General features: G+C 63.1%; 21 protein-coding genes. 9 read left to right on the top strand and 12 right to left on the bottom strand.

Annotation, left to right across the window (positions count from 1 at the left end):
* Positions 1-84 precede the first annotated feature (84 nt).
* Together IFT75_RS17575 and IFT75_RS17570 are read left to right on the top strand one after the other, a co-directional pair.
* Positions 85-1,305, top strand: a complete 1,221-nt coding sequence (locus IFT75_RS17575; RefSeq protein ID WP_122480551.1) for a putative DNA modification/repair radical SAM protein — start codon at positions 85-87, stop codon at positions 1,303-1,305.
* Positions 1,302-2,129 (top strand): TIGR03915 family putative DNA repair protein, encoded by an 828-nt coding sequence (locus IFT75_RS17570; protein ID WP_192055910.1) that lies wholly within the window; start codon positions 1,302-1,304, stop codon positions 2,127-2,129. The genes IFT75_RS17575 and IFT75_RS17570 overlap by 4 nt, the downstream gene beginning before the upstream one ends.
* An 11-nt stretch (positions 2,130-2,140) precedes the next feature.
* Here IFT75_RS17570 and IFT75_RS17565 read toward each other — a convergent pair whose 3' ends face one another.
* Positions 2,141-2,884, bottom strand: a complete 744-nt coding sequence (locus IFT75_RS17565) for an NRDE family protein (protein WP_192055908.1) — start codon at positions 2,882-2,884, stop codon at positions 2,141-2,143.
* 121 nt (positions 2,885-3,005) lie between these two features.
* Between IFT75_RS17565 and IFT75_RS17560 the strand changes: the two genes are divergently transcribed.
* From IFT75_RS17560 to IFT75_RS17550, 3 genes are read left to right on the top strand one after another with little or no spacing between them, the layout of a single operon-like run.
* Positions 3,006-3,791: a sulfite exporter TauE/SafE family protein gene (locus IFT75_RS17560; RefSeq protein WP_192055907.1), complete on the top strand. Its 786-nt coding sequence runs from the start codon at positions 3,006-3,008 to the stop codon at positions 3,789-3,791.
* 9 nt (positions 3,792-3,800) lie between these two features.
* Complete coding sequence (gene lgt / locus IFT75_RS17555) at positions 3,801-4,613, top strand: prolipoprotein diacylglyceryl transferase (RefSeq protein ID WP_122714482.1); 813 nt, start codon at positions 3,801-3,803, stop codon at positions 4,611-4,613.
* Positions 4,614-4,666: 53 nt separating this feature from the next.
* On the top strand, positions 4,667-5,638 hold the full coding sequence (locus IFT75_RS17550; protein WP_192055905.1) for a thymidylate synthase: 972 nt from the start codon (positions 4,667-4,669) through the stop codon (positions 5,636-5,638).
* Between the two features lie 486 nt (positions 5,639-6,124).
* Here the strand turns inward: IFT75_RS17550 and IFT75_RS17545 are convergent, their stop codons facing one another.
* The 4 genes from IFT75_RS17545 to cadR form a co-directional block, all read right to left on the bottom strand.
* Positions 6,125-6,598: a GNAT family N-acetyltransferase gene (locus tag IFT75_RS17545; protein ID WP_192055904.1), complete on the bottom strand. Its 474-nt coding sequence runs from the start codon at positions 6,596-6,598 to the stop codon at positions 6,125-6,127.
* Positions 6,599-6,694: 96 nt separating this feature from the next.
* A complete protein-coding gene (locus IFT75_RS17540) occupies positions 6,695-7,960 on the bottom strand; it encodes a type II toxin-antitoxin system HipA family toxin (RefSeq protein ID WP_192055902.1) in 1,266 nt (421 codons plus the stop codon).
* A complete protein-coding gene (locus IFT75_RS17535) occupies positions 7,957-8,256 on the bottom strand; it encodes a helix-turn-helix domain-containing protein (protein ID WP_192055900.1) in 300 nt (99 codons plus the stop codon). Before IFT75_RS17535 ends, IFT75_RS17540 begins: the two co-directional genes overlap by 4 nt.
* 258 nt (positions 8,257-8,514) lie before the next feature.
* A complete protein-coding gene (gene cadR, locus IFT75_RS17530) occupies positions 8,515-8,964 on the bottom strand; it encodes a Cd(II)/Pb(II)-responsive transcriptional regulator (protein ID WP_192055899.1) in 450 nt (149 codons plus the stop codon).
* A gap of 85 nt (positions 8,965-9,049) precedes the next feature.
* Here cadR and IFT75_RS17525 point away from each other — a divergent pair, with 85 nt between their 5' ends.
* Positions 9,050-11,284 carry a heavy metal translocating P-type ATPase gene (locus IFT75_RS17525; protein ID WP_192055897.1) on the top strand — a complete coding sequence of 745 codons (2,235 nt, stop codon included), beginning with the start codon at positions 9,050-9,052 and terminating at the stop codon, positions 11,282-11,284.
* A gap of 265 nt (positions 11,285-11,549) precedes the next feature.
* Here IFT75_RS17525 and IFT75_RS17520 read toward each other — a convergent pair whose 3' ends face one another.
* Entirely contained in the window at positions 11,550-12,908 is a 1,359-nt protein-coding gene (locus IFT75_RS17520) for a DUF3482 domain-containing protein (RefSeq protein ID WP_192055895.1), read from the bottom strand.
* Positions 12,901-14,280 (bottom strand): DUF2868 domain-containing protein, encoded by a 1,380-nt coding sequence (locus IFT75_RS17515; protein ID WP_122480537.1) that lies wholly within the window; start codon positions 14,278-14,280, stop codon positions 12,901-12,903. The genes IFT75_RS17520 and IFT75_RS17515 overlap by 8 nt, the downstream gene beginning before the upstream one ends.
* A gap of 65 nt (positions 14,281-14,345) precedes the next feature.
* Here IFT75_RS17515 and IFT75_RS17510 point away from each other — a divergent pair, with 65 nt between their 5' ends.
* Positions 14,346-14,858, top strand: coding sequence for a dihydrofolate reductase (locus IFT75_RS17510; protein ID WP_192055894.1), 513 nt, complete (start codon positions 14,346-14,348; stop codon positions 14,856-14,858).
* A gap of 58 nt (positions 14,859-14,916) precedes the next feature.
* Here the strand turns inward: IFT75_RS17510 and IFT75_RS17505 are convergent, their stop codons facing one another.
* The 3 genes from IFT75_RS17505 to IFT75_RS17495 all read right to left on the bottom strand — a co-directional run bounded on the left by IFT75_RS17505 (position 14,917) and on the right by IFT75_RS17495 (position 19,964).
* Positions 14,917-16,308, bottom strand: coding sequence for an L-cystine transporter (locus IFT75_RS17505; RefSeq protein ID WP_192055892.1), 1,392 nt, complete (start codon positions 16,306-16,308; stop codon positions 14,917-14,919).
* 206 nt (positions 16,309-16,514) lie between these two features.
* Positions 16,515-18,356 (bottom strand): dihydroxy-acid dehydratase, encoded by a 1,842-nt coding sequence (ilvD, locus tag IFT75_RS17500; RefSeq protein ID WP_122480534.1) that lies wholly within the window; start codon positions 18,354-18,356, stop codon positions 16,515-16,517.
* Positions 18,357-18,767: 411 nt separating this feature from the next.
* The gene (locus IFT75_RS17495) at positions 18,768-19,964 is read right to left on the bottom strand and encodes a class I SAM-dependent rRNA methyltransferase (RefSeq protein ID WP_192055891.1); all 1,197 of its coding nucleotides are present in this window, start codon (positions 19,962-19,964) and stop codon (positions 18,768-18,770) included.
* A gap of 184 nt (positions 19,965-20,148) precedes the next feature.
* Here IFT75_RS17495 and mutM point away from each other — a divergent pair, with 184 nt between their 5' ends.
* Positions 20,149-20,961 carry a bifunctional DNA-formamidopyrimidine glycosylase/DNA-(apurinic or apyrimidinic site) lyase gene (gene mutM, locus IFT75_RS17490; protein WP_192055889.1) on the top strand — a complete coding sequence of 271 codons (813 nt, stop codon included), beginning with the start codon at positions 20,149-20,151 and terminating at the stop codon, positions 20,959-20,961.
* Between the two features lie 109 nt (positions 20,962-21,070).
* Entirely contained in the window at positions 21,071-21,415 is a 345-nt protein-coding gene (locus IFT75_RS17485) for a multidrug transporter (protein ID WP_192055887.1), read from the top strand.
* 34 nt (positions 21,416-21,449) lie between these two features.
* On the opposite strand, the gene IFT75_RS17480 is transcribed toward IFT75_RS17485, so the two are convergent.
* On the bottom strand, positions 21,450-21,701 hold the full coding sequence (locus tag IFT75_RS17480) for a YfhL family 4Fe-4S dicluster ferredoxin (protein WP_043191560.1): 252 nt from the start codon (positions 21,699-21,701) through the stop codon (positions 21,450-21,452).
* Positions 21,702-21,802: 101 nt separating this feature from the next.
* Positions 21,803-22,285, bottom strand: coding sequence for a pantetheine-phosphate adenylyltransferase (coaD, locus tag IFT75_RS17475; protein WP_122480527.1), 483 nt, complete (start codon positions 22,283-22,285; stop codon positions 21,803-21,805).
* Positions 22,286-22,475 lie beyond the last annotated feature (190 nt).

Raw genomic sequence — 22,475 nt, 5'->3', positions numbered from 1 at the left:
ATTGCCTGGCTTCTGGCCGACCGGTGGCGTTGCTGGCAGCCCGGTATTTCTGTACTGTACATAAAAACAGTATCGGGAAATTTCATGCAATTGATCGATAAGCTCAGCATCCTCGCCGACGCCGCCAAGTACGATGCCTCGTGCGCCAGCAGCGGTGCGCCCAAGCGCAGCTCGGAAGGCAAGGGCGGGCTGGGCTCGACCAATGGCATGGGCATCTGCCACAGCTACACGCCGGACGGCCGCTGCGTATCGCTGCTCAAGATCCTGTTGACCAACTTCTGCCTGTTCGATTGCCAGTATTGCGTCAACCGCCGCTCCAGTGACGTGCCGCGGGCGCGCTTCACGCCCGAAGAAGTGGTGCGCCTGACGGTGGACTTCTATCGCCGCAACTGCATCAGCGGGCTGTTCCTGAGCTCCGGCATCATTCGCTCGGCCGACTACACCATGGAGCAGTTGATTCGCGTTGCACGCCTGCTGCGCGAGGAACATCAGTTTCGCGGTTACATCCACCTCAAGACCATCCCCGAAGCGGACCCGGCGCTGATCGCCGAAGCCGGTCGCTATGCCGATCGCTTGAGCGTCAACATCGAGCTGCCCACCGATGCCAGCCTGCAGACCCTGGCCCCGGAAAAAGACGTGGCTTCGATCAAGAAAGCCATGAGCACCATCTACACCGGTCAGCAGACCGTGCTCAACGAGCCGCGCGCGCCCCGTTTCACACCGGCTGGGCAGAGCACGCAGATGATCGTCGGTGCCGACCAGACCGATGACAGCACCATCCTGCACAGCGCCGAGTCGCTGTACGGCAACTTCGGCCTCAAGCGGGTCTACTATTCGGCGTTCAGCCCGATTCCCAACAGTCCCAAGAGCGTACCGCTGGCAGCGCCGCCGCTGATGCGCGAGCACCGCCTCTACCAGGCCGACTTCCTGCTGCGCAGCTATGGCTACAAGGCGGACGAATTGCTGTCCGGTCCGGGCGACCTGGCGCTGGACATCGACCCGAAACTGGCCTGGGCCCTGGAAAACCGAAGCGTTTTTCCGTTGGACCTGAACCGTGCCGAACCCGCGCTGATCGCGCGCATACCCGGTATCGGCCTGCGTACCACCAAGCGCCTGGTGGAGCTGCGCCGGCAGCGGCGGATTCGCTATGAAGACCTGACCCGCCTGCGCTGCGTGCTGGCCAAGGCCAAGCCGTTCTTCATCACCAGCGACTACCACCCACAGCAGGCCGAGATTTCCACCCTGTTGCTGCGCGATCAGCTGCGTGATCGCCCGCAACCTCAGCAGTTGGGGCTGTGGGGATGATATGCCTGGATTGCGACGACCTGTTCGCGACCTGGCGGCAACAGGCGCGCTGGCTGCTCAGCCATCAGATCGATCCGAGTCATGTGGGCTGGAACACCGTGGCGGACCTGTTCGCCACGGACGAGCACTACCCGGCTGAAGTCGGGCCATTCCAGGCGCGCATTCCCCTAGCCCTCATCGAGCTTCTTGAAAGCGCAGCACAGTACCGCGGCGAGCAACGCTGGAGCCTGTTGTACGAGGTGCTCTGGCGCGTCAGTCACGGCGATCGCACGGCCATGCTGGCGGGTGATCGCCTGGGCAGTGAACTGCACCGGCGCATCAAGCAGGTGCGACGCGAAAGCCATCATCTGCATGCCTTCCTGCGTTTCGTCGAGCTGCCGGTGGCAGCCGAGGGTCCACCGGGCCCCGAGTACGTGGCCTGGCACGAACCGGCCCACGACATTCTGGCCCTCGCCAGCGAGCACTTCATCGGCCGCATGGGGCGCAGTCGCTGGCTGATCGCAACGCCGCAGGACGGGGTCTATTACGACGGCACTCAGTTGATCCATGAACGGCAATGCCCATTGGAGTGGCAGCAACTGGCGCAGCAGGCGCACGACCCGCAAGGCGAGCTGTGGCTGACCTATTACAGCCACATCTTCAATCCTGCGCGCCTGAACCCCAAGGTCATGCAGGGCCACCTGCCTACCCGCTTCTGGAAGAATCTGCCTGAAGGGGCATTGATTCCCGGCCTGATCAGCGATGCCCGCACCGGCAAGCAGCGCGATGGCCAGGCCAGCGACATCGGCAAGCGGCAGGGCAAACGCATTGGCCGTTCGGTTTAGCGCACACCTGGCTAGACCGATTGCAGATGCACTTCGCCCAGTGCGCTGCCCAGTGGGCCGAAGCTGCGCTCGATCATTTCCCGACGACCTGCGGCATCGACGATGACTACGGTGCTGGCCCGCGTCCCGTAGCTGGCCCCGGTAATGAATACGCTCGAGAGCAGCCGCTCGGTGGCCAGGCCCACGCCGGTGTCGGGCAATGCATGCTCGGGCGCCTGGGCCGGGTCGGCCAGCATGTCCAGCAGCGCATGGGGCTGGCTGCCCAATGCTTCCAGCCCCTGACGCGCCTTCACCAGCTTGGGCCATGGCGTATCGAGCCCGGCATTGGACAATCCATAGGTGCCCGCCGACAGATACTGCGAGGTGCCCGCGGCCGAATGCAGGTAGCACAGGCGCTGGCCATCGCCGAGCAGCAGATTGAATCCGGCATACTCGTCCAGGCGGTCCATGACACGCTGCAGGTAATCGTCGATCGACTCCGTGCCGGTGAGAAAGCCTGCGACCAGATCACCTCTGGAACGTCGGGCGGGCGGCTGGCCAGGTCGGCGGATATTGGTCAGGGCGGCGATGCGCTGCTCGGGCCCGATGCCCAGCCAGGTACCGCCGGCTTCCAGATCCCGCCCGGCATGGACGCCGGGGTGTTCCCGCCACGGGGACAGGGGCGCCGTGGGCCGTGCATGGAATTCGTCACGGTTGCCCGCCAGCACCAGCGGGTGGGCGTCACCGGGCTGCCAGGTGAAAACGATCAGGCACATACGTGGAAATCCTTGTAGTTTGGCTTCACTCTACCGATCCCCGGCGCGCCTATCCATCGCTGCAAGGTGGAGCGTAGGGCACCGGTTCCGGTACCATGCCGAACTGTTTACGGGGGCAACCATGGAATTCGCGCTGTATCTACTGCTCGGTGCCTGCGCTGGCGTGCTGGCCGGCCTGTTCGGCGTGGGCGGCGGTATCATCATCGTGCCAGTGCTGGTGTTCAGCTTCACCTTGCAGGGCTTCGATGCCTCGGTACTGACGCACCTGGCGGTGGGCACCTCGCTGGCCACCATCGTGTTCACCTCGATCAATGCCATTCGTACCCACCACCGGATGAAAGCGGTGCAGTGGCCAGTGGTCGGCTGGATGACCCTGGGTATCGTGGTAGGCGCAGGCATCGGCGCGTTCACCGCGTCGCTGATCCAGGGCCCGCACCTGCAGAAAATCATCGGCGTGTTCGCCGTGCTGGTGTCCGTGCAGATGGCGCTGGACTTCAAGCCCAAGGCCACCCGTCAGGTACCCGGCAAACTGGGGCTGGGCGTGGCCGGCACGGTGATCGGTTGGGCTTCGGCCATATTCGGTATCGGTGGCGGCTCGTTGACCGTGCCGTTCCTGACCTGGCGCAGCGTGCCGATGCAGCAGGCCGTCGCGACGTCCTCGGCGGTCGGCCTGCCGATCGCCCTGTTCAGCGCGACAAGTTTCATGGTGCTGGGCTGGCACGAGCCGGGCCTGCCAGCGCATAGTTTCGGATTCGTCTACCTGCCGGCCTTGGCGGGCATCGCCATCACCAGCATGTTTTTCGCCAAATACGGGGCACGCCTGGCGCACAAGTTATCGCCACGTGTGCTCAAACGCCTGTTCGCCGCGCTGCTGTTCAGCGTCGGCATGAGTTTTTTGCTTAGCTGAGGAATCGTAATGCTGCCTTACCCGCAGATCGACCCGGTGGCCCTGGCCATCGGACCGCTGAAAATCCACTGGTACGGCTTGATGTACCTGGTGGGCATTGGTGGCGCCTGGTTGCTGGCTTCGCGCCGGCTCAACGGTTTCGACCCGACCTGGACCAAGGAAAAGCTCTCGGACCTGGTGTTCTGGTGCGCAATGGGGGTGATCGTCGGCGGCCGCCTCGGCTACGTGCTGTTCTACGACCTGGAGCAATACATCGCCAACCCGACTTTGATATTCGAGGTGTGGAAGGGCGGCATGTCGTTCCATGGCGGGCTGCTGGGCGTGATGCTGGCGACCTGGTGGTTCGGCAGGAAGAACGACAAATCATTCTTCCAACTGATGGACTTCATCGCGCCGCTGGTGCCGATCGGGCTGGGCGCCGGGCGTATCGGCAACTTCATCAACGCCGAGCTGTGGGGCAAGGCCACCGACGTACCATGGGCGATGATCTTTCCGCCTTTCAGCGATCCGGCGCAGTTACCCCGTCACCCCTCGCAGCTCTACCAGTTTGCCCTGGAAGGCGTCGCGCTGTTCATCATTCTTTGGCTGTTCTCGCGCAAACCGCGGCCGACCATGGCGGTATCGGGCATGTTCGCGCTGTTCTACGGAATCTTCCGTTTCATCGTCGAATTCGTCCGTGTGCCCGATGCGCAGCTGGGCTACCTGGCGTGGGGCTGGCTGACCATGGGACAAGTGCTGTGTCTGCCGATGATCCTGGGCGGCCTGGGGTTGATCTGGTGGGCCTACCACCGCACGCCGGCGGCTCCACGTCCGGCCGTTTGATTCTTTTTGCCTGGGCGTGACTGCGGTTGCGCCCTGAACGATGCAGGTAAGTCATGAAGCAATATCTGGAACTGGTCGCCCACGTCATCAAGAACGGCACCTTGCAAAGCAACCGCACCGGCGTGCGCACCATCAGTTTCCCGGGTGCCATGCTGCGGTTCGACCTGCAGGAAGGCTTTCCGGCGATCACTACCCGGCGGCTGGCGTTCAAGTCGGCCATCGGCGAAATGGTCGGTTTTCTGCGCGGGGTCAACAATGCCGCCGAATTCCGCGCCCTTGGCTGCAAGGTCTGGGACCAGAACGCCAACGAGAACGCTCAATGGCTGGCCAACCCGTTCCGCCAGGGTGAAGACGACCTGGGCGAGATCTATGGCGTGCAGTGGCGCCAGTGGCCGGCTTACAAGCGCATCGCCCTGAGCAACCCAGCGGCGATCGAACTGGCCACCAGCCAGGGATATCTGCAGATTGCCCAGGCCGAAGAAAACGGCGAAGGCTTTGTGGTGCTGTACAAGGCCATCGACCAGATTCGCCAATGCGTCGACACCATCATCAAGGACCCCGGCAGCCGGCGGATCCTGTTCCACGGCTGGAACTGCGCTCAACTCGACGAGATGGCGCTGCCGCCATGCCACTTGCTGTACCAGTTCCACCCCAACCCGGAAACCCGCGAGATCTCGCTGACGTTGTACATCCGCTCCAATGACCTGGGCCTGGGCACGCCGTTCAACCTCACCGAAGGCGCCGCGATGCTGTCCCTGGTCGGTCGCCTGACGGGCTACACGCCACGCTGGTTCACCTACTTCATCGGCGACGCCCATGTGTACGAGAACCACCTGGACATGCTCAACGAGCAGATGAAGCGCGAGCCGCTGCCGGCCCCCAAACTGGTGATCTCGGACCGCGTACCCGAGTTCGCCAAGACCGGGGTGTACCAACCCGAGTGGCTGGAGCTGATCGAGCCGAGCGATTTTTCGCTGGAAGGCTACGAACACCACGCCCCACTGACTGCACCGATGGCGGTTTGATCATCCCCTAATGAGGGGGCGAAACACTGTTGGATCTCCTGTGGGAGCGGGCTCTGCCCGCGAAGGGCGCGCCGCGGTATGCCTGACGAAACGCGGCGTCATTTTCGCGGCCGCTGACCGCTCCTACAGGATCGTGTGATCCTTTGTGGGAGCGGGCTCTGCCCGCGAAGGCCGCGCCGCGGTATGCCTGACGAAACGCGGCGTCCTTTTCGCGGCCGCTGACCGCTCCTACAGGATCGTGTGATCCTTTGTGGGAGCGGGCTCTGCCCGCGAAGGCCGCGCCGCGGTATGCCTGACGAAACGCGGCGTCCTTTTCGCGGCCGCTGACCGCTCCTACAGGATCGTGTGATCCTTTGTGGGAGCGGGCGCGCCGCGGTATGCCTGACGAAACGCGGCGTCCTTTTCGCGGCCACGGACCGCTCCCACAGAATTGTGCGATCCCCTGTAGGAGCGGTCATCGGCCGCGAAACAGACACCGCGATTCGACTACCTTGACGCCCTTGTGAAGATATTCATCCCCCCAACGTCAGTCTCGATCTGCTCCCAGCCAAGCCGCCGGTAGTACGCCGACTTTTCTTCGACGGCGCACAGATACACTCGTTCGACACCCGCCGCCTTCGCTCGCTGCATGCCGGCTGCAAGCAACGCCGCGCCAACGCCCTGGTTGCGGCTTTCGGCCTCTACCCACAGCGCCGCCAGCCAAGGTGAGTACTGCGGTCGTTCATCCATGTCCGAGACGATCAGCGATACCGTGCCCACGAACCGCGCGCCTGCATGAGCGACCAAAGTGGTGGGAATGGGCTCGGAACGCAGACTGTTATCCAGAAGCGTCAGCACATCTTCCAGGGTATAGCCGTCTTCCTTCCACCAGGCTTGCCACAGCCGCTCTCCCACGACTGCAAGAAAACCAGGTTCAGCGCGCAGATCTGATAGTTGAAAGGGGGTTGCAGTGCGATTCATAACGGGTCCTTTTTGTTGGACATGTGCAACGAACCTATAGGCAGGCTTTGCAATAGCGAAACCAGCATTGTTTCAAAACCTTGCTCGCTGATTCAGTTAAGAGATCCGAAAATCCGCATGCAGCTGTTGCCAATGCTGGCGCAGGATCGCTTGCTGGTCCGGCCTCATGACGCTGGCGGCTAGTGCTTCAGGCCAAAGCGTTCGTGCCGCGTCCAGCGTTTGTCGTAGATGAGCGAGCACGGGTCGCCAAGGTATTCCAGAGGTCTCGGCCCAACGTCTGAAGTGTTCGAGAGAGACGTCATACCAGGCTTTCGTATCGGCCATGTTCAGCGCGTACTGGCTCTCGCCGGGAATAAACACCTTGGTCGCGACGATGTCGTAAGCCGGGGACAGTTCCGCGTTCAACGCATCTGGATAGATCAGGCTCCAGTTCTTCAGGTGGGCGTCGCCGTTGGCCAGCAGCACATTGACCAGCAAACGCACAGCCATTTGCGTGACATCCCGTTGGCCATGGCGGGTCTGGGTGTAGAGCAATTTGGCGATCTGTTCATAACGGCCGCTGCGGTATTTATCGTGTGCGTAGGCGTAAAGCACCTGGGCGAAGTCTTCTGAATGAACGCGCTGACCTCCAGCAAGCCGATCATAACGGCGAATGCCATAGGCCCATTGCTCGTCGGGTAGGTTGATTGCGGGCAGGCTGTCGATCATGTCCATGCCGACCAGGCGTATTTCAGGAATGTCGACGCCTGCCAGTTGTGCCAGTTTCATGCAGGTGTATTCGTTGAGCGGCACGAATGGATGAACGGTGGAAGGCGTCTTGATGATCCAGTCTCCCGGCGCCGTGGGGTCTGCGGTTATGTAACGACCATCCCGGTCGTGCATGGAGAATTTCATCTGTACGCCGGCCAGCGAGAAATGCGAGCGATGGTCGGGTGTGTCGATGGATACTGGAGTGATCTTGCCGTGGTTGCCCAGCGCATAGGCGGGTATGTGTTCGGCAGATACGGGAGTGGCGACCAATGCACCCGGCAAGTCCTGACCGAGCCAGCTCAACAAGGGAAATTCGCTGTCTGGATGCACTTTCATGGCTTGCGCAACCAGGCCACGCAGCGCGCCTTCCGGAAGTAGATTGCTCAACACCGGGTGCAGCCGGTGATGGGTGATGTAGGGGTGTTTGTTTGCCAGTTGACGCCTGAATATGCCCGGATTGAGGTGAGATAAGGTCAGCGTGCGGCGGTGTGGATCATCGATGTAATCCGGCGCCAAGGTAAGTACATTCTTGCCATTCGAATGGCCGGTGACATAACCGACTAGTTGCGAATGCAGCGTCAGCTTCAAGGCCGCTACGGTCTCGATGCTCATGGCAGATCGTCCCAAGGATTTTCCGGATAGTTATCCACAGGGCGAGCGTCCTCGAAGTACACCGGTGCGCCTGCCAGGATCTTTTCGATCAGCTTGAGTTGATCCTTGGGTACCAGGACCATGCTGGCGTCCAGGCCTTCGGCAATCAGGTCGAGGGTGTTGAGGCGCGGGTTGCCGTCTTTTTCGATCTTTCCGTATTGCTGGCGGGTGAGGCCCGTGCGCAAGGGCATGTCCTGGATCTGAAGGCCCAGTTGTTGGCGGCGGTTGCGGATCTGTTGCAGAAGTGTGGTTAGCATGGGTTGAGTATGAGCTGTATATGGTTCATGTCAAATTTAATGAGTCATATATTATTCACACTTCTCACAGGATTCGAATGGGGGCGTGTATCCGATGAACCGCCGCGCCTGTTTCGCTGTCACGGACCGCTCCTACGAGGTTGTGTAATCTCTTGTGGGAGCGGGCTCTGCCCGCGAAGGCCGCGCCGCGGTATGCCTGACGAAACGCAGTGCTCTTTTCGCGGGCAGAGCCCGCTCCCACAGGCTGTGTTCAGTCGTTCAATGCCCGTGGCTGCGGCCTACATGGGAGTGTTCGGCATCGGGAACGGTGACGGCGCCGCTGATTTCCAGGCGCTGAAGGATTGCGCAGTGTTCTTCGGCAGTGCCCCCGTGGCATTTCTGGCGCAGGGCAACGAGTTGTTCCTGCAGCGCAACCAGGCCGTCTATGCGTGCCTTGACGTGATGAATGTGCTCGTCAATCAGGTCGTTGACGCTCTGGCATTGATCTTGAGGACTGTCGCGCAGGGTCAGGAGGTTGCGAATCTCATCCAAGGTCATGTCGAGGATGCGGCAATTGCGTATGAAGGTGAGTCGCTCTACATGGGCCTGGGTGTAGAGGCGGTAGTTGCCATCGGTGCGGGCCGGCAGGGGCAATAGGTGTTCGCGTTCGTAGTAGCGGATGGTTTCGACCTGGCAGTCGGTAATTTTCGCCAGTTCTCCGATTTTCATGCTGATGACCTGCAAAAAGGTGCTTGACCCTATAGTGGCTACAGGGTGTTCACTTGGCAACCTGCACTTCAGGGAATTGCGACCAATGAGCCACCCCACCTCCGGCCATGCCCACGATCATAAGCACGAGCACGAGCACGAGCACAGCCCTGCACCCGCCAGCCATTGCTGCGCAGGCAAGGCAACGGCGCCCTCGACCGTCCAGCTCGCGCCCGGGGACAGCCAGGATGCACGGCTGAGCCAGTTCCGCATCGAAGCCATGGACTGTCCGACCGAGCAGGCGCTGATCCAGAACAAGCTGGCCAAGCTGGCCGGCGTGCAGCAGCTGGATTTCAATCTGATCAACCGCGTGCTTGGCGTGCGCCATTCGCTGCCCGATACCCAGGCGATCGAGAGCGCCATCAAATCGCTGGGGATGCATGCCGAACCCATCAATGGAGACGAGCCTGCCGCCAGTGCGCTGCCGACGCCGCGCAAGCCCTGGTGGCCGCTGGCGCTGTCAGGCGTGACGGCGGTCGCGGCCGAAGTGGTCCATTTCACCCAGGCGGCGCCGACTTGGGTCGTGGCATTGCTGGCCTTGGTGTCGATTGCCAGTTGCGGCCTGGGCACCTACAGCAAGGGCTGGATCGCGCTGAAGAACGGCAACCTCAATATCAACGCGTTGATGAGCATCGCGGTGACCGGTGCGGTGCTGATCGGCCAGTGGCCGGAAGCGGCGATGGTGATGTTCCTGTTCACCGTGGCCGAATTGATCGAGGCCAAATCCCTGGATCGTGCGCGCAATGCGATTGGCGGTCTGATGCGCCTCACGCCGGACACGGCCACCGTGCGCCAGGCCGATGGCCAATGGCTGGAACAGGACGTCAAGACTGTCGCTCTGGAGGCCATCGTGCGTGTGCGTCCAGGGGAACGCATCGGTCTTGATGGTGAAGTGATTTCCGGTCAATCCAGCATCGATCAAGCACCTATTACCGGTGAGAGCTTGCCGGTGGAGAAGGGCGTTGGCGACAAGGTGTTCGCCGGCACCATCAATCAGGCGGGTTCGCTGGAGTTTCAGGTCACTGCCGCGGCTGGCCAGTCGACACTGGCGCGTATCATCCATGCGGTCGAGCAGGCGCAGGGCGCGCGGGCACCCACTCAGCGCTTTGTGGATAACTTTTCACGGATCTATACGCCGGTGGTGTTTGCCCTGGCTCTTTTGATCGCTGTGGTACCGCCGCTGGTAGGTTTCGGCGCCTGGTTCGACTGGATCTACCGTGCGCTGGTACTGCTGGTGGTCGCCTGTCCCTGCGCGCTGGTCATTTCTACCCCGGTTACCATCGTCAGTGCGCTGGCTGCGGCTGCGCGCAAAGGCATCCTGGTCAAGGGGGGCGTGTACCTGGAAGGTGGTCACAAACTGGACTATCTGGCGCTGGACAAGACCGGCACGCTGACCCATGGCAAGCCGGTGCAGACCGATTACGCGCTGCTCGATTCCGCCTTCGAAGGCCGGGCCCAGGCGATTGCTCAGGCGTTGGCGGGACGTTCGGACCATCCTGTGTCGCGAGCGATTGCTGCTGACGCAAATGAGGCGGCCCTGGCCTTGGACAACTTTGAGGCCTTGCCTGGGCGAGGCATCAAGGGCCAGGTGGAAGGGCAGACCTATCACCTGGGCAACCATCGCTTGGTGGAAGAGCTGGGTCAGTGCTCCCCGGCGCTGGAAGCGCAACTTGATCAGCTGGAGCGCGAAGGTAAATCGGTCGTGGTATTGCTGGGCCCGCAGGGGCCGGTGGCGTTGTTCGCGGTGGCCGATACGGTGAAGCAGACCAGCCGCGAGGCCATTGCCCAGTTGCATGCCCTGGGCATCAAGACCGTAATGCTGACCGGAGACAACCCGCACACCGCCAAGGCGATTGCTGCTCAAGTGGGTATCGATCAGGCCATTGGCGATCTGTTGCCTGCCGACAAGCTCAAGGCTGTGGAGCAGCTGTACGCCCAAGGACATCGGGTCGGCATGGTCGGTGACGGCATCAACGATGCACCGGCGCTGGCGCGGGCCGAAATCGGTTTCGCCATGGCGGCAGCGGGCACCGATACTGCGATCGAAACCGCCGATGTCGCCTTGATGGACGATGATCTGCGCAAGATACCGGCGTTCATTCGGCTGTCGAGGCAGACCCGCGCCGTGTTACTGCAGAACATCGTACTGGCCCTGGCGATCAAGGCAGTGTTTCTGCTGATGACCGTGGCCGGTATGGCAACGCTGTGGATGGCAGTGTTTGCCGACATGGGCGTAAGCCTGTTGGTGGTGTTCAACGGGCTGCGGTTACTGCGCAAGTGACGTTGCACCCGTGACTGCGCGGCGCTCTTTTCGCGGCCACTGGCCGCTCCTACAAGGTTCGTGGCACTGCGGATCTCAGCGTAGGAGCGGTCATCGGCCGCGAAAGGCCCCCCCGATGCATCTGACATACCGCGGCGCTCTTTTCGCGGCCACTGGCCGCTCCTACAAGGTTCGTGGCACTGCGGATCTCAGCGTAGGAGCGGTCATCGGCCGCGAAAGGCTCACCCCGATGCATCTGACATACCGCGCCGCTCCTACGGGGTTGTCAGAGCTGCCGGGCCACCGCCTCGATCTGCTCTTCGCGCTCGCGTTGGCTCAGGTGCTTGTGGCCGTTGAGCGAGGACCATTGCGGATAGGCGCGGGCCTTGTTCAGGGCTTCGGGCAGCTTGCCTTCGCGCCAGGTCTGCTCCTGTGGCGCCGCCACTTCGATGGTGCCCATGGCGGCATGGCCACGGGCATCGAGGGCTTTGACCAATTGCTGTTGGCGCAACGCCAGCAGCCGTAGCACATTGTCGTCCACGGTCAGTTCGCGCTCGCCCTTGAACTTGCCCAGCAAGCGCGCGCCATAGCCCCGTGCGGTTTGCAGCGCGCCGCCGGCAATGGCCCCAGCGATGGCCGCCATGCCCAAGGTCAAACCGCCCACCAGCAGGTCGACGCCCGCGCCAGCCGCTGCGCCGGCCGCAATGCCGCCGCCGACCTTCACCCCCAGCTGCTTGAGCGTATCGGGGTTGAACAGATCGTCTCCCCAGCGCCCATCCGACAGCGGCAGGCCGCCTGCCGAGGCATCCTGGCTGCGGAAGGCATACAGTTTCAGCAACGTTTCCACGCAGCGCTGCTCGCGTGTGCGCACCGCTTGGCGGAGGTCTTCGATGGCGCCCGCCGCGGCGTCACTGGTAACGCTGCGACGACAGGCGGCGCAGTCGATCAGCAGTTCGGCAATCAACCGCCGCGCGCTGCCCTGGCGCGCCAGCCGTTGTGCCTGTTGATCGTCGATCAGCCGCTGCAGGGCCGGACGGGAATGCTCCAGCAGCAACGCCAGGCTTTCATAAAGACGCCGTTCACCGTCTTCGGGCGGCGCCACGCTGTCGAAGCGCACCAAGGCATGCAAACCAAGGCGGGCCAGGGCCTCGCGCCAATCCCCCTCGCGCTGCAGGCTGCTGCTGACGAAATTGAGCACTGGCAGTAGCGGTTTCCCGCAGCTGGCCAGCACTTCCAGCTCATCCCGGTACTTGGCCAGCACCGGCTCGCGTGCGTCGATCACGTACAGGCCCGCATCCGAAGCCAATAACTGGCGCAGCACCTTGGCCTCCTGCTCGAAGCGTTGACGGGCTTCGCTGCCCTGCAGAAACCGCTCGACCCGCGCCGGACCGTCGAGACGCTCGCCGGGGCGATCCAGACGCTCCACGAATTCCAGCAAGGCAATGGCATCTTCCAGCCCAGGGGTGTCGTAGAGCTCCAACAAGGCATCGCCATCCACCGAAAGACGTGCGCCTTCCACATGTCGTGTGGTGCTGGGCCGGTGTGACACTTCGCCAAAACCCACGTCGCGGGTAAGCGTACGCAGCAGCGAAGTCTTGCCGACGTTGGTATGGCCGACCACGGCCAGGGTCAGGGGCTTACTCATGGCCTGTCTCCAGCCAGCTCAACGGGGTCGATGCATCGACCGGCAGGCCCAGTGCATCCAGCCCCGCCTGCCAATCTCCACGGCGTTGTGGGTCGAGGGCCTGGCCGGGTGGCGCGGGTAACAACCACACTCGGGTAACGGTGGCGCACCTGGCCAGTTCGGCAATCAGGCCAAGGCTGCCGCGATCCGGCGAGCGCCGCGGATCGCAGGCGATCACCAGCCGCGCGGGCGGAAAGCGGGTCATCTGTTCCAGCAGCCGCTGGCGCGACTCGCGGCTGTCGAGCACGCCGGCATCCTGAATGTCGGGCGCCAGGGCAGGCGGCCACGGATGCTGGCCGTCGAGTTCCAGTGCTACCAATACAGCGCCGCTGCTCGATTCGCTGGCTGCTTGAGTGGTGACATGCGGCAACGCGTCTGGCGCCTCATCGCGCACGCCCAAGCGTTCGCTGCTGGGCATCAGCCGTTCGCGCAACTGGCTGTAGCCGGGCAGGCTGGTATCCAGGGTCAAACCCGCGCGGCCTCGGCGCCAACGCCATTGGCAGAACGCGGCCAGCACCAGGCGCGGGCCGATACCGAACACCAGCAGCACGCCGACCAGCCAACCCGCCCAAGCCTGGCGTGCGCCTTCGATGTTGGTCGACTGATCGCCACTGGCGCGGATCATGTCGATGTCCGGCACACTGAAACCCAGCAGCGCGGGCACGGCGCCCAACATCCGAGTCAGGTTGATGAAGGTGTCCGCGCCCAGAATGGTGGTCTCCCAGACGAAACCATAGCGCCGGGTCGCCAGCAGCAACAGCAGCACGGCCAGCGCACTCAGCAAGGCCAGCAGCCACAGCCCATGCACCAGTGTGCCCAAGGCCCAGCGGTTGAGTCGCCGCCGCTGCAGCAGCAATACCAGCGCCGGTGCCAGATGCACGGCTTGCGCATCACGCGCCAGTTTCTCGCTGAGCCACAACCACAGGCGGCCCAGCACCGCACCGTGTCCACCGGACGCGACCAGCCCCAGCACCCAGCTCAGCAGCAAAATGAGGTTAAGCCCCAACAGGCTGCCCAGCGCCCAGAACACGTTGACGGGCTGCAGACCATCGCCCAGCGCCGCGAATGCCAGGCCCGCGCCGCTGAACACGGCCAGTACGCCCAGCAGCAGCATCGCCAGTCGCGCACCCTGCAACCAGTGGCCCAGGGCCTGGCGCTGGCCATCACGTTCGGCCAGCAGCAGAGCACGGTGCTCGATGCGCGCGGCCAGGTCGCCGCCTTGCTGACGTGCACGGCGGTTGGCTTCCAGGTCTTCCAGGGGGCCTGCCTGCTCTTCGCGCAGGCGGATGGCTTCACTGAGCCAGAGTCGATGCAATGCAGTGGGTGCGCTCACGCGTTTTTCCAGGCGGCCGATTCGTCGTGAGCATAACCCAAGGAGGCTCTGCTATTCTGCCGGCCATGAAGACATCTCTCCCTTTAAGCCTGATCGCGGCACTCGCCGAGAACCGCGTGATCGGCATCGACAACAGCATGCCCTGGCACCTGCCGGGGGATTTCAAGTATTTCAAGGCAACCACCCTGGGCAAGCCCATCATCATGGGTCGCAAGACCTGGGACTCGCTGGGCCGACCACTGCCGGGGCGCCTGAACCTGGTGGTCAGCCGACAGCCGGACCTGCAACTGCCAGGTGCCGAAGTGTTCACTTCGCTGCAGGCAGCCATCGATCGTGCCGAAGCCTGGGCTCGCGAACAGGGCGCAGAGGAAGTGATGCTCATTGGTGGCGCGCAGCTGTACGAGCTGGGTTTTGCTCAGGCGGATCGCCTGTACCTGACGCGGGTAGCCTTGCACCCGGAAGGGGACGCCTGGTTTCCCGAGTTCGACGAGAACCAATGGCAGAGGGTGTCGAGCGTGCCCAACGAAGCGGTCGACGACAAGCCGGCCTACACGTTCGAGGTATGGGCGCGCAGATGATCGGATGGCCTGTTCGCGCCGCCTGTTCGAGAGGGCGCCCACGAACAGGCAGCAGCGGTTACGCCGAAGCCAGTTCCTTGTGCTCATCGGCTGCCAGCAAAGCCTGGTCGGTCTGACCCATCACTTGGCTGGTAATGGTGCCCGCCGCCATCGACCCGCTCACGTTCAGCGCCGTGCGGCCCATGTCGATCAGCGGCTCGACTGAAATCAGCAGCGCCACCAGGGTGACCGGCAAGCCCATGGCCGGCAGTACGATCAATGCAGCGAAGGTCGCGCCGCCGCCCACCCTGGCCACACCGGCCGAACTCAGGGTGACGATGCCCACCAACGTGGCGATCCACAGCGGGTCGAGTGGGTTGATCCCAACCGTGGGCGCAACCATCACCGCCAGCATGGCTGGATACAGGCCAGCGCAACCATTCTGGCCGATCGTCGCACCAAAGGAGGCGGCGAAGCTGGCGATCGCTTGAGGTACGCCCAAGCGACGAGTCTGCGCTTCGATGCTCAGTGGAATGGTCGCCGCGCTCGAGCGGCTGGTGAAGGCAAAGGTCAGCACCGGCCACACCTTGCGGAAGAACCGCAGCGGATTGACCCCGGCCAGGCTCAGCAGCAGCCCATGCACCGCGAACATCAATGCCAGGCCGATGTACGACACCACCACGAAACTGCCCAGCTTGACGATGTCCTGCACGTTGGAACTGGCGACCACCTTGGCCATCAGGGCCAGCACACCGTAGGGCGTCAGCTTCATCACCAGCCGCACCAGGCGCATCACCCAGGCCTGCAGCACGTCGATCGCACCCAGCACTTTCGCCCCTTTGTCGGCATCGTCCTTGAACAGCTGCAAAGCCGCCATGCCCAGGAACGCGGCAAAGATCACCACGCTGATGATCGACGTGGGTTTGGCCCGTGCCAGGTCGGCGAAAGGATTCTGCGGAATGAACGAGAGCAGCAGTTGCGGCACATTGAGGTCGGCCACCTTGCCCGCATAGTCGCTCTGGATCGTCGCCAGACGTGCCGTTTCCTGAGTCCCGGCCACCAGGCCCTCGGCGGTCAGGCCGAACAGGTTGGTCAGGCCGATACCGATCAGTGCTGCGATTGCGGTGGTGAACAGCAGCGTGCCGATGGTCAGAAAGCTGATCTTGCCCAGCGAAGAGGCATTGTGTAGACGGGCTACCGCACTGAGGATGGACGCGAAGATCAGTGGCATGACGATCATCTGCAGCAGTTGCACATAGCCGTTGCCAACCAGTTCCAGCCAACTGATGGTGCTTTTGAGCAAAGGGTGGCCGGCACCGTAGACGGTGTGCAGGCCGATACCGAACAGAACGCCCAGGGCAAGGCCCAGCAAGACCTTCTTGGCCAGGCTCCAGTCGGTGCGACGCGTTTGTGCCAGACCCAGCAGCAATGCCGCGAAGATCAGTAGGTTCAACAGCAGGGGCAGGTTCATGTCAGCTCCGAAAGATTGACGACCGCGGCTCTACGGACGCTGGTCAATCGCGAATGCTAACACCCTGAATCGAAAGGTAATTAATATCGGAATGGAAGATCGTTAGGCGTTTTTGGAATAAGCGTTTGGGCCTGCACGGCAAGAGGCCGGTCTTCAGCAGAGGTTGCGTGAAGACCGGCCGCAGGGTCCTGCCAGCGAAGGGCGTCTTACAGCCCGTCGAGCATCGCCTTGTTGCGTACCGCGCCCTTGTCGGCGCTGGTGGCCAGCAGGGCATAGGCCTTGAGTGCGGTGGTCACCTTGCGTGGGCGCACCTCGACCGGCTTCCAGCCTTTCTTGTCCTGCTCGGCACGACGGGCAGCCAGTTCGGCATCGTCCACCAGCAGGTTGATCGAGCGGTTGGGAATGTCGATCAGCACCTTGTCGCCGTCCTGCACCAGGCCAATGGCACCACCTGCCGCCGCTTCAGGCGATGCATGGCCGATCGACAGACCGGACGTGCCGCCCGAGAAACGTCCGTCGGTGAGCAGCGCGCAGGCTTTGCCCAGGCCCTTGGACTTGAGGTACGACGTCGGGTACAGCATCTCCTGCATGCCCGGCCCACCCTTGGGGCCTTCGTAGCGGATGATCACGATGTCACCGGCCTGCACTTCGTCGGCGAGGATGCCACGCACCGCGCTGTCCTGGCTTTCGAAGATCTTGGCGTTGCCCTCGAACACGTGGATGGACTCATCCACGCCGGCGGTCTTCACCACGCAGCCATCCATTGCGATGTTGCCGTAGAGCACGGCAAGGCCACCTTCCTGGGAGTAGGCGTGTTCGAAGCTGCGGATGCAGCCGTTTTCGCGGTCGTCGTCCAGGGTGTCCCAGCGGGTCGACTGGCTGAAGGCGGTTTGCGTCGGTATGCCACCGGGGCCGGCCTTGAAGAAGTGGTGCACCGCTTCGTCGGTGGTCTGGGTGATGTCCCACTTGGCGATGCCTTCGGCCATGCTGCGGCTGTGCACGGTCGGCAGGTCGGTGTGCAGCAGGCCGCCACGGGCCAGCGAGCCGAGGATGCTGAAGATGCCGCCAGCGCGGTGCACGTCTTCCATATGGTATTTCTGAATGTTCGGCGCGACCTTGCACAGCTGCGGCACGGTACGCGACAAGCGATCGATGTCGCGCAGGTCGAATTCGATCTCGGCTTCCTGGGCAGCGGCCAGCAGGTGCAGGATGGTGTTGGTCGAACCACCCATGGCGATGTCCAGCATCATGGCGTTTTCGAATGCCTTGAAGTTGGCGATATTGCGCGGCAGGACCGACTCGTCGTTCTCGCCGTAGTAGCGCTTGCACAGCTCGACGATGGTACGGCCCGCCTGCAGGAACAGCTGCTCGCGATCACTGTGGGTCGCCAGGGTGGAGCCGTTGCCCGGCAGGGCCAGGCCCAGGGCTTCGGTCAGGCAGTTCATCGAGTTGGCGGTGAACATGCCTGAACACGAACCGCAGGTCGGGCAGGCGCTGCGCTCGTATTCGGCGACCTTTTCATCCGAAGCGGTATCGTCGGCGGCAATCACCATGGCGTCGACCAGGTCCAGGCCGTGGCTGGCCAGCTTGGTCTTGCCGGCTTCCATTGGCCCGCCGGAAACGAAGATCACCGGAATGTTCAGGCGCAAGGCGGCCATCAGCATGCCAGGAGTGATCTTGTCGCAGTTGGAGATGCACACGATGGCATCGGCGCAGTGGGCGTTGACCATGTACTCGACCGAGTCGGCGATGATCTCGCGGCTGGGCAGGGAATACAGCATCCCGTCGTGGCCCATGGCAATGCCGTCGTCCACGGCAATCGTGTTGAATTCCTTGGCCACGCCGCCGGCGCGCTCGATTTCGCGTGCAACCAGCTGACCGAGATCCTTGAGGTGCACATGCCCCGGCACGAACTGGGTGAACGAGTTGGCGATGGCAATGATCGGTTTCTTGAAATCGTCGTCCTTCATGCCAGTGGCACGCCACAGCGCGCGGGCACCGGCCATGTTGCGACCGTGGGTGGACGTTTTCGAGCGATAGTCAGGCATGGAACGACTCCGGGCGGCTAATCGGGTTGCAATGAGGGATTGAGCTTTTCCTGGTCCGCGGCACGCTCGGGCGGTGTGTTGCCGTGCTTGCGGATGAGGCCGGTAACGCTGCGGGATCGCCACGCGTTCGGCCGAGCTCATAAACCCGCCGGGGGATGATTGGCGATGAGTAGGACGATTCTACACCCATGGGGGAAGGATGGAACGTGGGGCAGGGCAAGTAATCGGCAGTAAGGCCTGACGCAGCCAGGCCCTCTTGATTCTCCGTAGGAGCGGTCTGTGGCCGCGAACCAGGCGCCGCGGTGCATCAGCCAGTGCACGTCGTCCTTTTCGCGGCCGATGACCGCTCCCACGGGCGACACAATTCTCTGTAGGAGCGGTCCGTGGCCGCGAACCAGGCGCCGCGGTACGTCAGCTATTAGGCAACAACCGGCACGTAATGCTCTTGATGTACCGCGTTTCCGGAATCGCTGGATGCACCGGATGGTCCGGGCCCTGGCCGCCGCGTTCCAGCAGCTGGATGTTGCGGTCCAGGTGGCGGGCGCTGGTCAGCAGGATGTTCTGCAGGTCGTCTTCGGGCAGGTGCATGGAGCACGACGCGCTGACCAGGATGCCGTCCTTGCTGAGCAGGCGCATGGCTTGCTCGTTGAGACGGCGGTAGGCGCCTTCGCCGTTCTTCAGGTCTTTCTTGCGCTTGATGAACGCGGGCGGGTCAGCCACGATCACGTCGAAGCGTTCTTCGGCGGCCTTCAGCTCTTTCAAGGCTTCGAACACATCGCCTTCCACACAGGTGACTTTTTCGGCGAAGCCATTGAGCGCGGCATTGCGCTCGACGCCGTCCAGGGCGAAGCCCGAAGCGTCGACGCAGAACACTTCGCTGGCGCCGAAGGCACCGGCCTGCACGCCCCAGCCGCCGATGTAGCTGAACAGGTCGAGCACACGCTTGCCCTTGACGTAGGGCGCCAGGCGCGCGCGGTTCATGCGGTGGTCGTAGAACCAGCCGGTCTTCTGGCCTTCCATCACCGGCGCTTCGAACTTCACGCCGTTCTCTTCCAGGGCGACCCATTCCGGCACCACGCCAAAGGCGCTTTCCACGTAGAGTTCCAAGCCTTCGGCATCACGCGCGGCCGAGTCGTTCTTGAACAGTATGCCGCTGGGTTTGATCACCTGGATCAAGGCGGCCATCACATCGGCCTTGTAGCGTTCCATGGTGGCCGAGGCCAGCTGCACCACCAGGATGTCGCCGAAGCGATCCACCACGAGGCCCGGCAGCAGGTCGGAATCGCCGAATACCAGGCGATAGAACGGCTTGTCGAACAGGCGCTCGCGCAACGACAGACACACGTTGAGGCGGTGCACCAACAGCGACTTGTCCAGGCTCAGCTTGACGTCGCGCGACAGCAAGCGAGCGCAGATCAGGTTGTTCGGGCTCATTGCAACCACGCCCAGGGGCTTGCCACCCGCCGCTTCGAGAATGGCCTGATCGCCCGCCTGGAACCCGTTCAGCGGAGTGGCGGCCACGTCGATCTCGTTGCTGTAGACCCACAGGTGGCCGGCGCGCAGGCGGCGGTCGGCGTTGGCTTTGAGGCGAAGGCTGGGCAGGGACATGAAGTCGCTCCGGAAAAAAGAGCGGGAGTATAACCTGCCGTCCCCGTCGCCGACGGCTCATTCGACAAATGACCCGGTGCGCACGGTGGGCGCTGCGGGGCTTAGCGGTTAGAATCTCAGGGTGTCCGAGGCGTCGAGCCTGGGCACGGTTGCCTATCGATCCGCGTTTCGCATCAGGGGCCCCATGCCTGAATTACCCGAAGTAGAAACCACTCGCCGGGGCATTGCCCCGCACCTGGAAGGGCAGCGCGTGAGCCGCGTGATCGTCCGCGACCGGCGCCTGCGCTGGCCGATTCCCGAAGATCTGGATGCGCGGTTGTCCGGGCAGCGGATCGTGGCCGTCGAGCGGCGGGCCAAGTACCTGTTGATCAACGCCGAAGTCGGCACCTTGATCAGCCACCTGGGCATGTCGGGCAACCTGCGCCTGGTCGAAGCCGGCCTGCCGGCGCTCAAGCACGAGCATGTCGACATCGAGCTGGAATCGGGCATGGCCTTGCGCTACACCGATCCGCGACGTTTCGGCGCCATGCTCTGGAGCCTGGATGCGCTCAACCACACATTGCTCCAGGGGCTGGGGCCCGAACCGTTGACCGAGCTGTTCGACGGCGAACGGCTGTTTGAGCTGTCGCGTGGCCGCAGCATGGCGGTCAAGCCGTTCATCATGGACAACGCAGTGGTGGTCGGGGTGGGTAATATCTACGCGACCGAAGCGCTGTTCGCCGCCGGTATCGACCCGCGCCGCGCGGCGGGGGGCATATCGCGCGGCCGCTACCTGCGCCTGGCGGTCGAGATCAAGCGCATCCTGGCCTACGCGATCGAACGCGGTGGTACCACGTTGCGCGACTTCATCGGCGGAGATGGACAGCCGGGCTACTTTCAGCAGGAATTGTTCGCCTATGGCCGCGGTGGGCAGCTGTGCAAGGTCTGCGGTACCACCCTGCGCGAGGTCAAGCTGGGCCAGCGTGCCAGCGTGTATTGCCCGCGCTGCCAGACATGATCCGGCTGCGCGCGGCCTGCACAATGGCGGGCAGCTGATATAGTTACTTGCATCCCTGATGACCCCATCGCAAATCGCAGTCGCCCCACGTGAGCAGAAGGATTGTGCCATGAACCTGTTTCGAACCCTGTCGCTGGCGCTGGTCGTCAGTTTCGGCCTGCACGTCGTGCCGGCCACTGCCGCCGATTCGAGCATGAGCACGAGCAGCGGTGACCCGACCTACCAGATCCAGAATCCGCCGGCCTATGCCATGATCGGCGATCTGCTGATCGCGCGGCCGCTGCTGGTTGCCGCCACTATCGTGGGCGCGGGGCTGTTCGTGATCGCATTGCCGTTCACCGCCGCCGGTGGCAACGTCGGCGCCAGCGGCAAGGCCTTGGTGGTCGATCCGGGCCGGGCCGCCTTCGTGCGTTGCCTGGGCTGCACGAACAGCGGCTACGGCAACCGCGACTGAGCGTGCCGCTGGCGCATCTGCCAGCGCGCTGGAATCAATGCTTGCCGGTGATCTGCTTGTACTTGGCCATCAGCTGTTCCTGAGATTCAGGATGCGCTTCGTCCAGCGGTATGCAATCCACCGGGCAGACCTGCTGGCACTGTGGCTCGTCGTAGTGGCCTACGCACTGGGTACACAGGTTGGGATCGATCACGTAGATCTCCTCCCCCTGGGAAATGGCAGCGTTCGGGCACTCGGGTTCGCAGACGTCGCAGTTGATGCAATCGTCGGTGATGATAAGGGACATGAAGACTCCGGCCCGAGACAACGGCCCAGGCATGTGAAAACCAATGGGCGCAATTGTGCCGCATTAGCGCCCGTAGTGCACGCGGGCGCAACCTTTGCCGGCTACTTGTTGCTGAAGCGCAGGGTGAGCGCCTCGGCCACGGCCGGGTGGACGAACTTGGTGATGTCTCCACCCAGGGCCGCAATTTCCCGCACCAGCGTCGACGAAATGAAGGAATAGCGTTCCGAAGGGGTAAGGAACAGGCTTTCCACGTCCGGGGCCAGTTGCCGGTTCATGTTGGCCAGCTGGAACTCGTATTCGAAATCGGACACCGCCCGCAGGCCGCGCAGCAACACGTTGGCGTTCTGCTCCTTGGCAAAGTGCGCGAGCAGGGTCGAGAAGCCCACGACCTCGACGTTCGGCAGGTGCCGCGTCACTTCGCGGGCCAACTCCACCCGTTGCTCGAGGGCGAACAGGGGGTTTTTCTTGGGGCTCGCGGCGACCGCGATGATCACGTGATCGAACAGGCGCGAGGCGCGTTCGACCAGATCACCGTGACCCTTGGTGATCGGGTCGAAGGTACCTGGGTACAACACTCGGTTCATCACGGCGTCCTGGCGGGAATCTGTTGGGGAATGCGATGGTATCGCAGCCGGAGAGGTGGGCCAAGCCTGCATCCATGGCGCAATGCAAGCGGGATCGACTGTGGCACGCTGTCGCGGTGGTCGACCGCTCGTTGTACGATGGCCGCCAGCCCCGACGCGCCGCGCGAACGGGTGTGCCGACTGCTACAGT

It is taken from the genome of Pseudomonas sp. CFBP 8758 (assembly GCF_014841725.1).
Classification (GTDB): domain Bacteria; phylum Pseudomonadota; class Gammaproteobacteria; order Pseudomonadales; family Pseudomonadaceae; genus Aquipseudomonas; species Aquipseudomonas baltica.
Note: the sequence above shows the minus strand (reverse complement) of the source record. Positions and strands in the feature narration are given on the sequence as shown.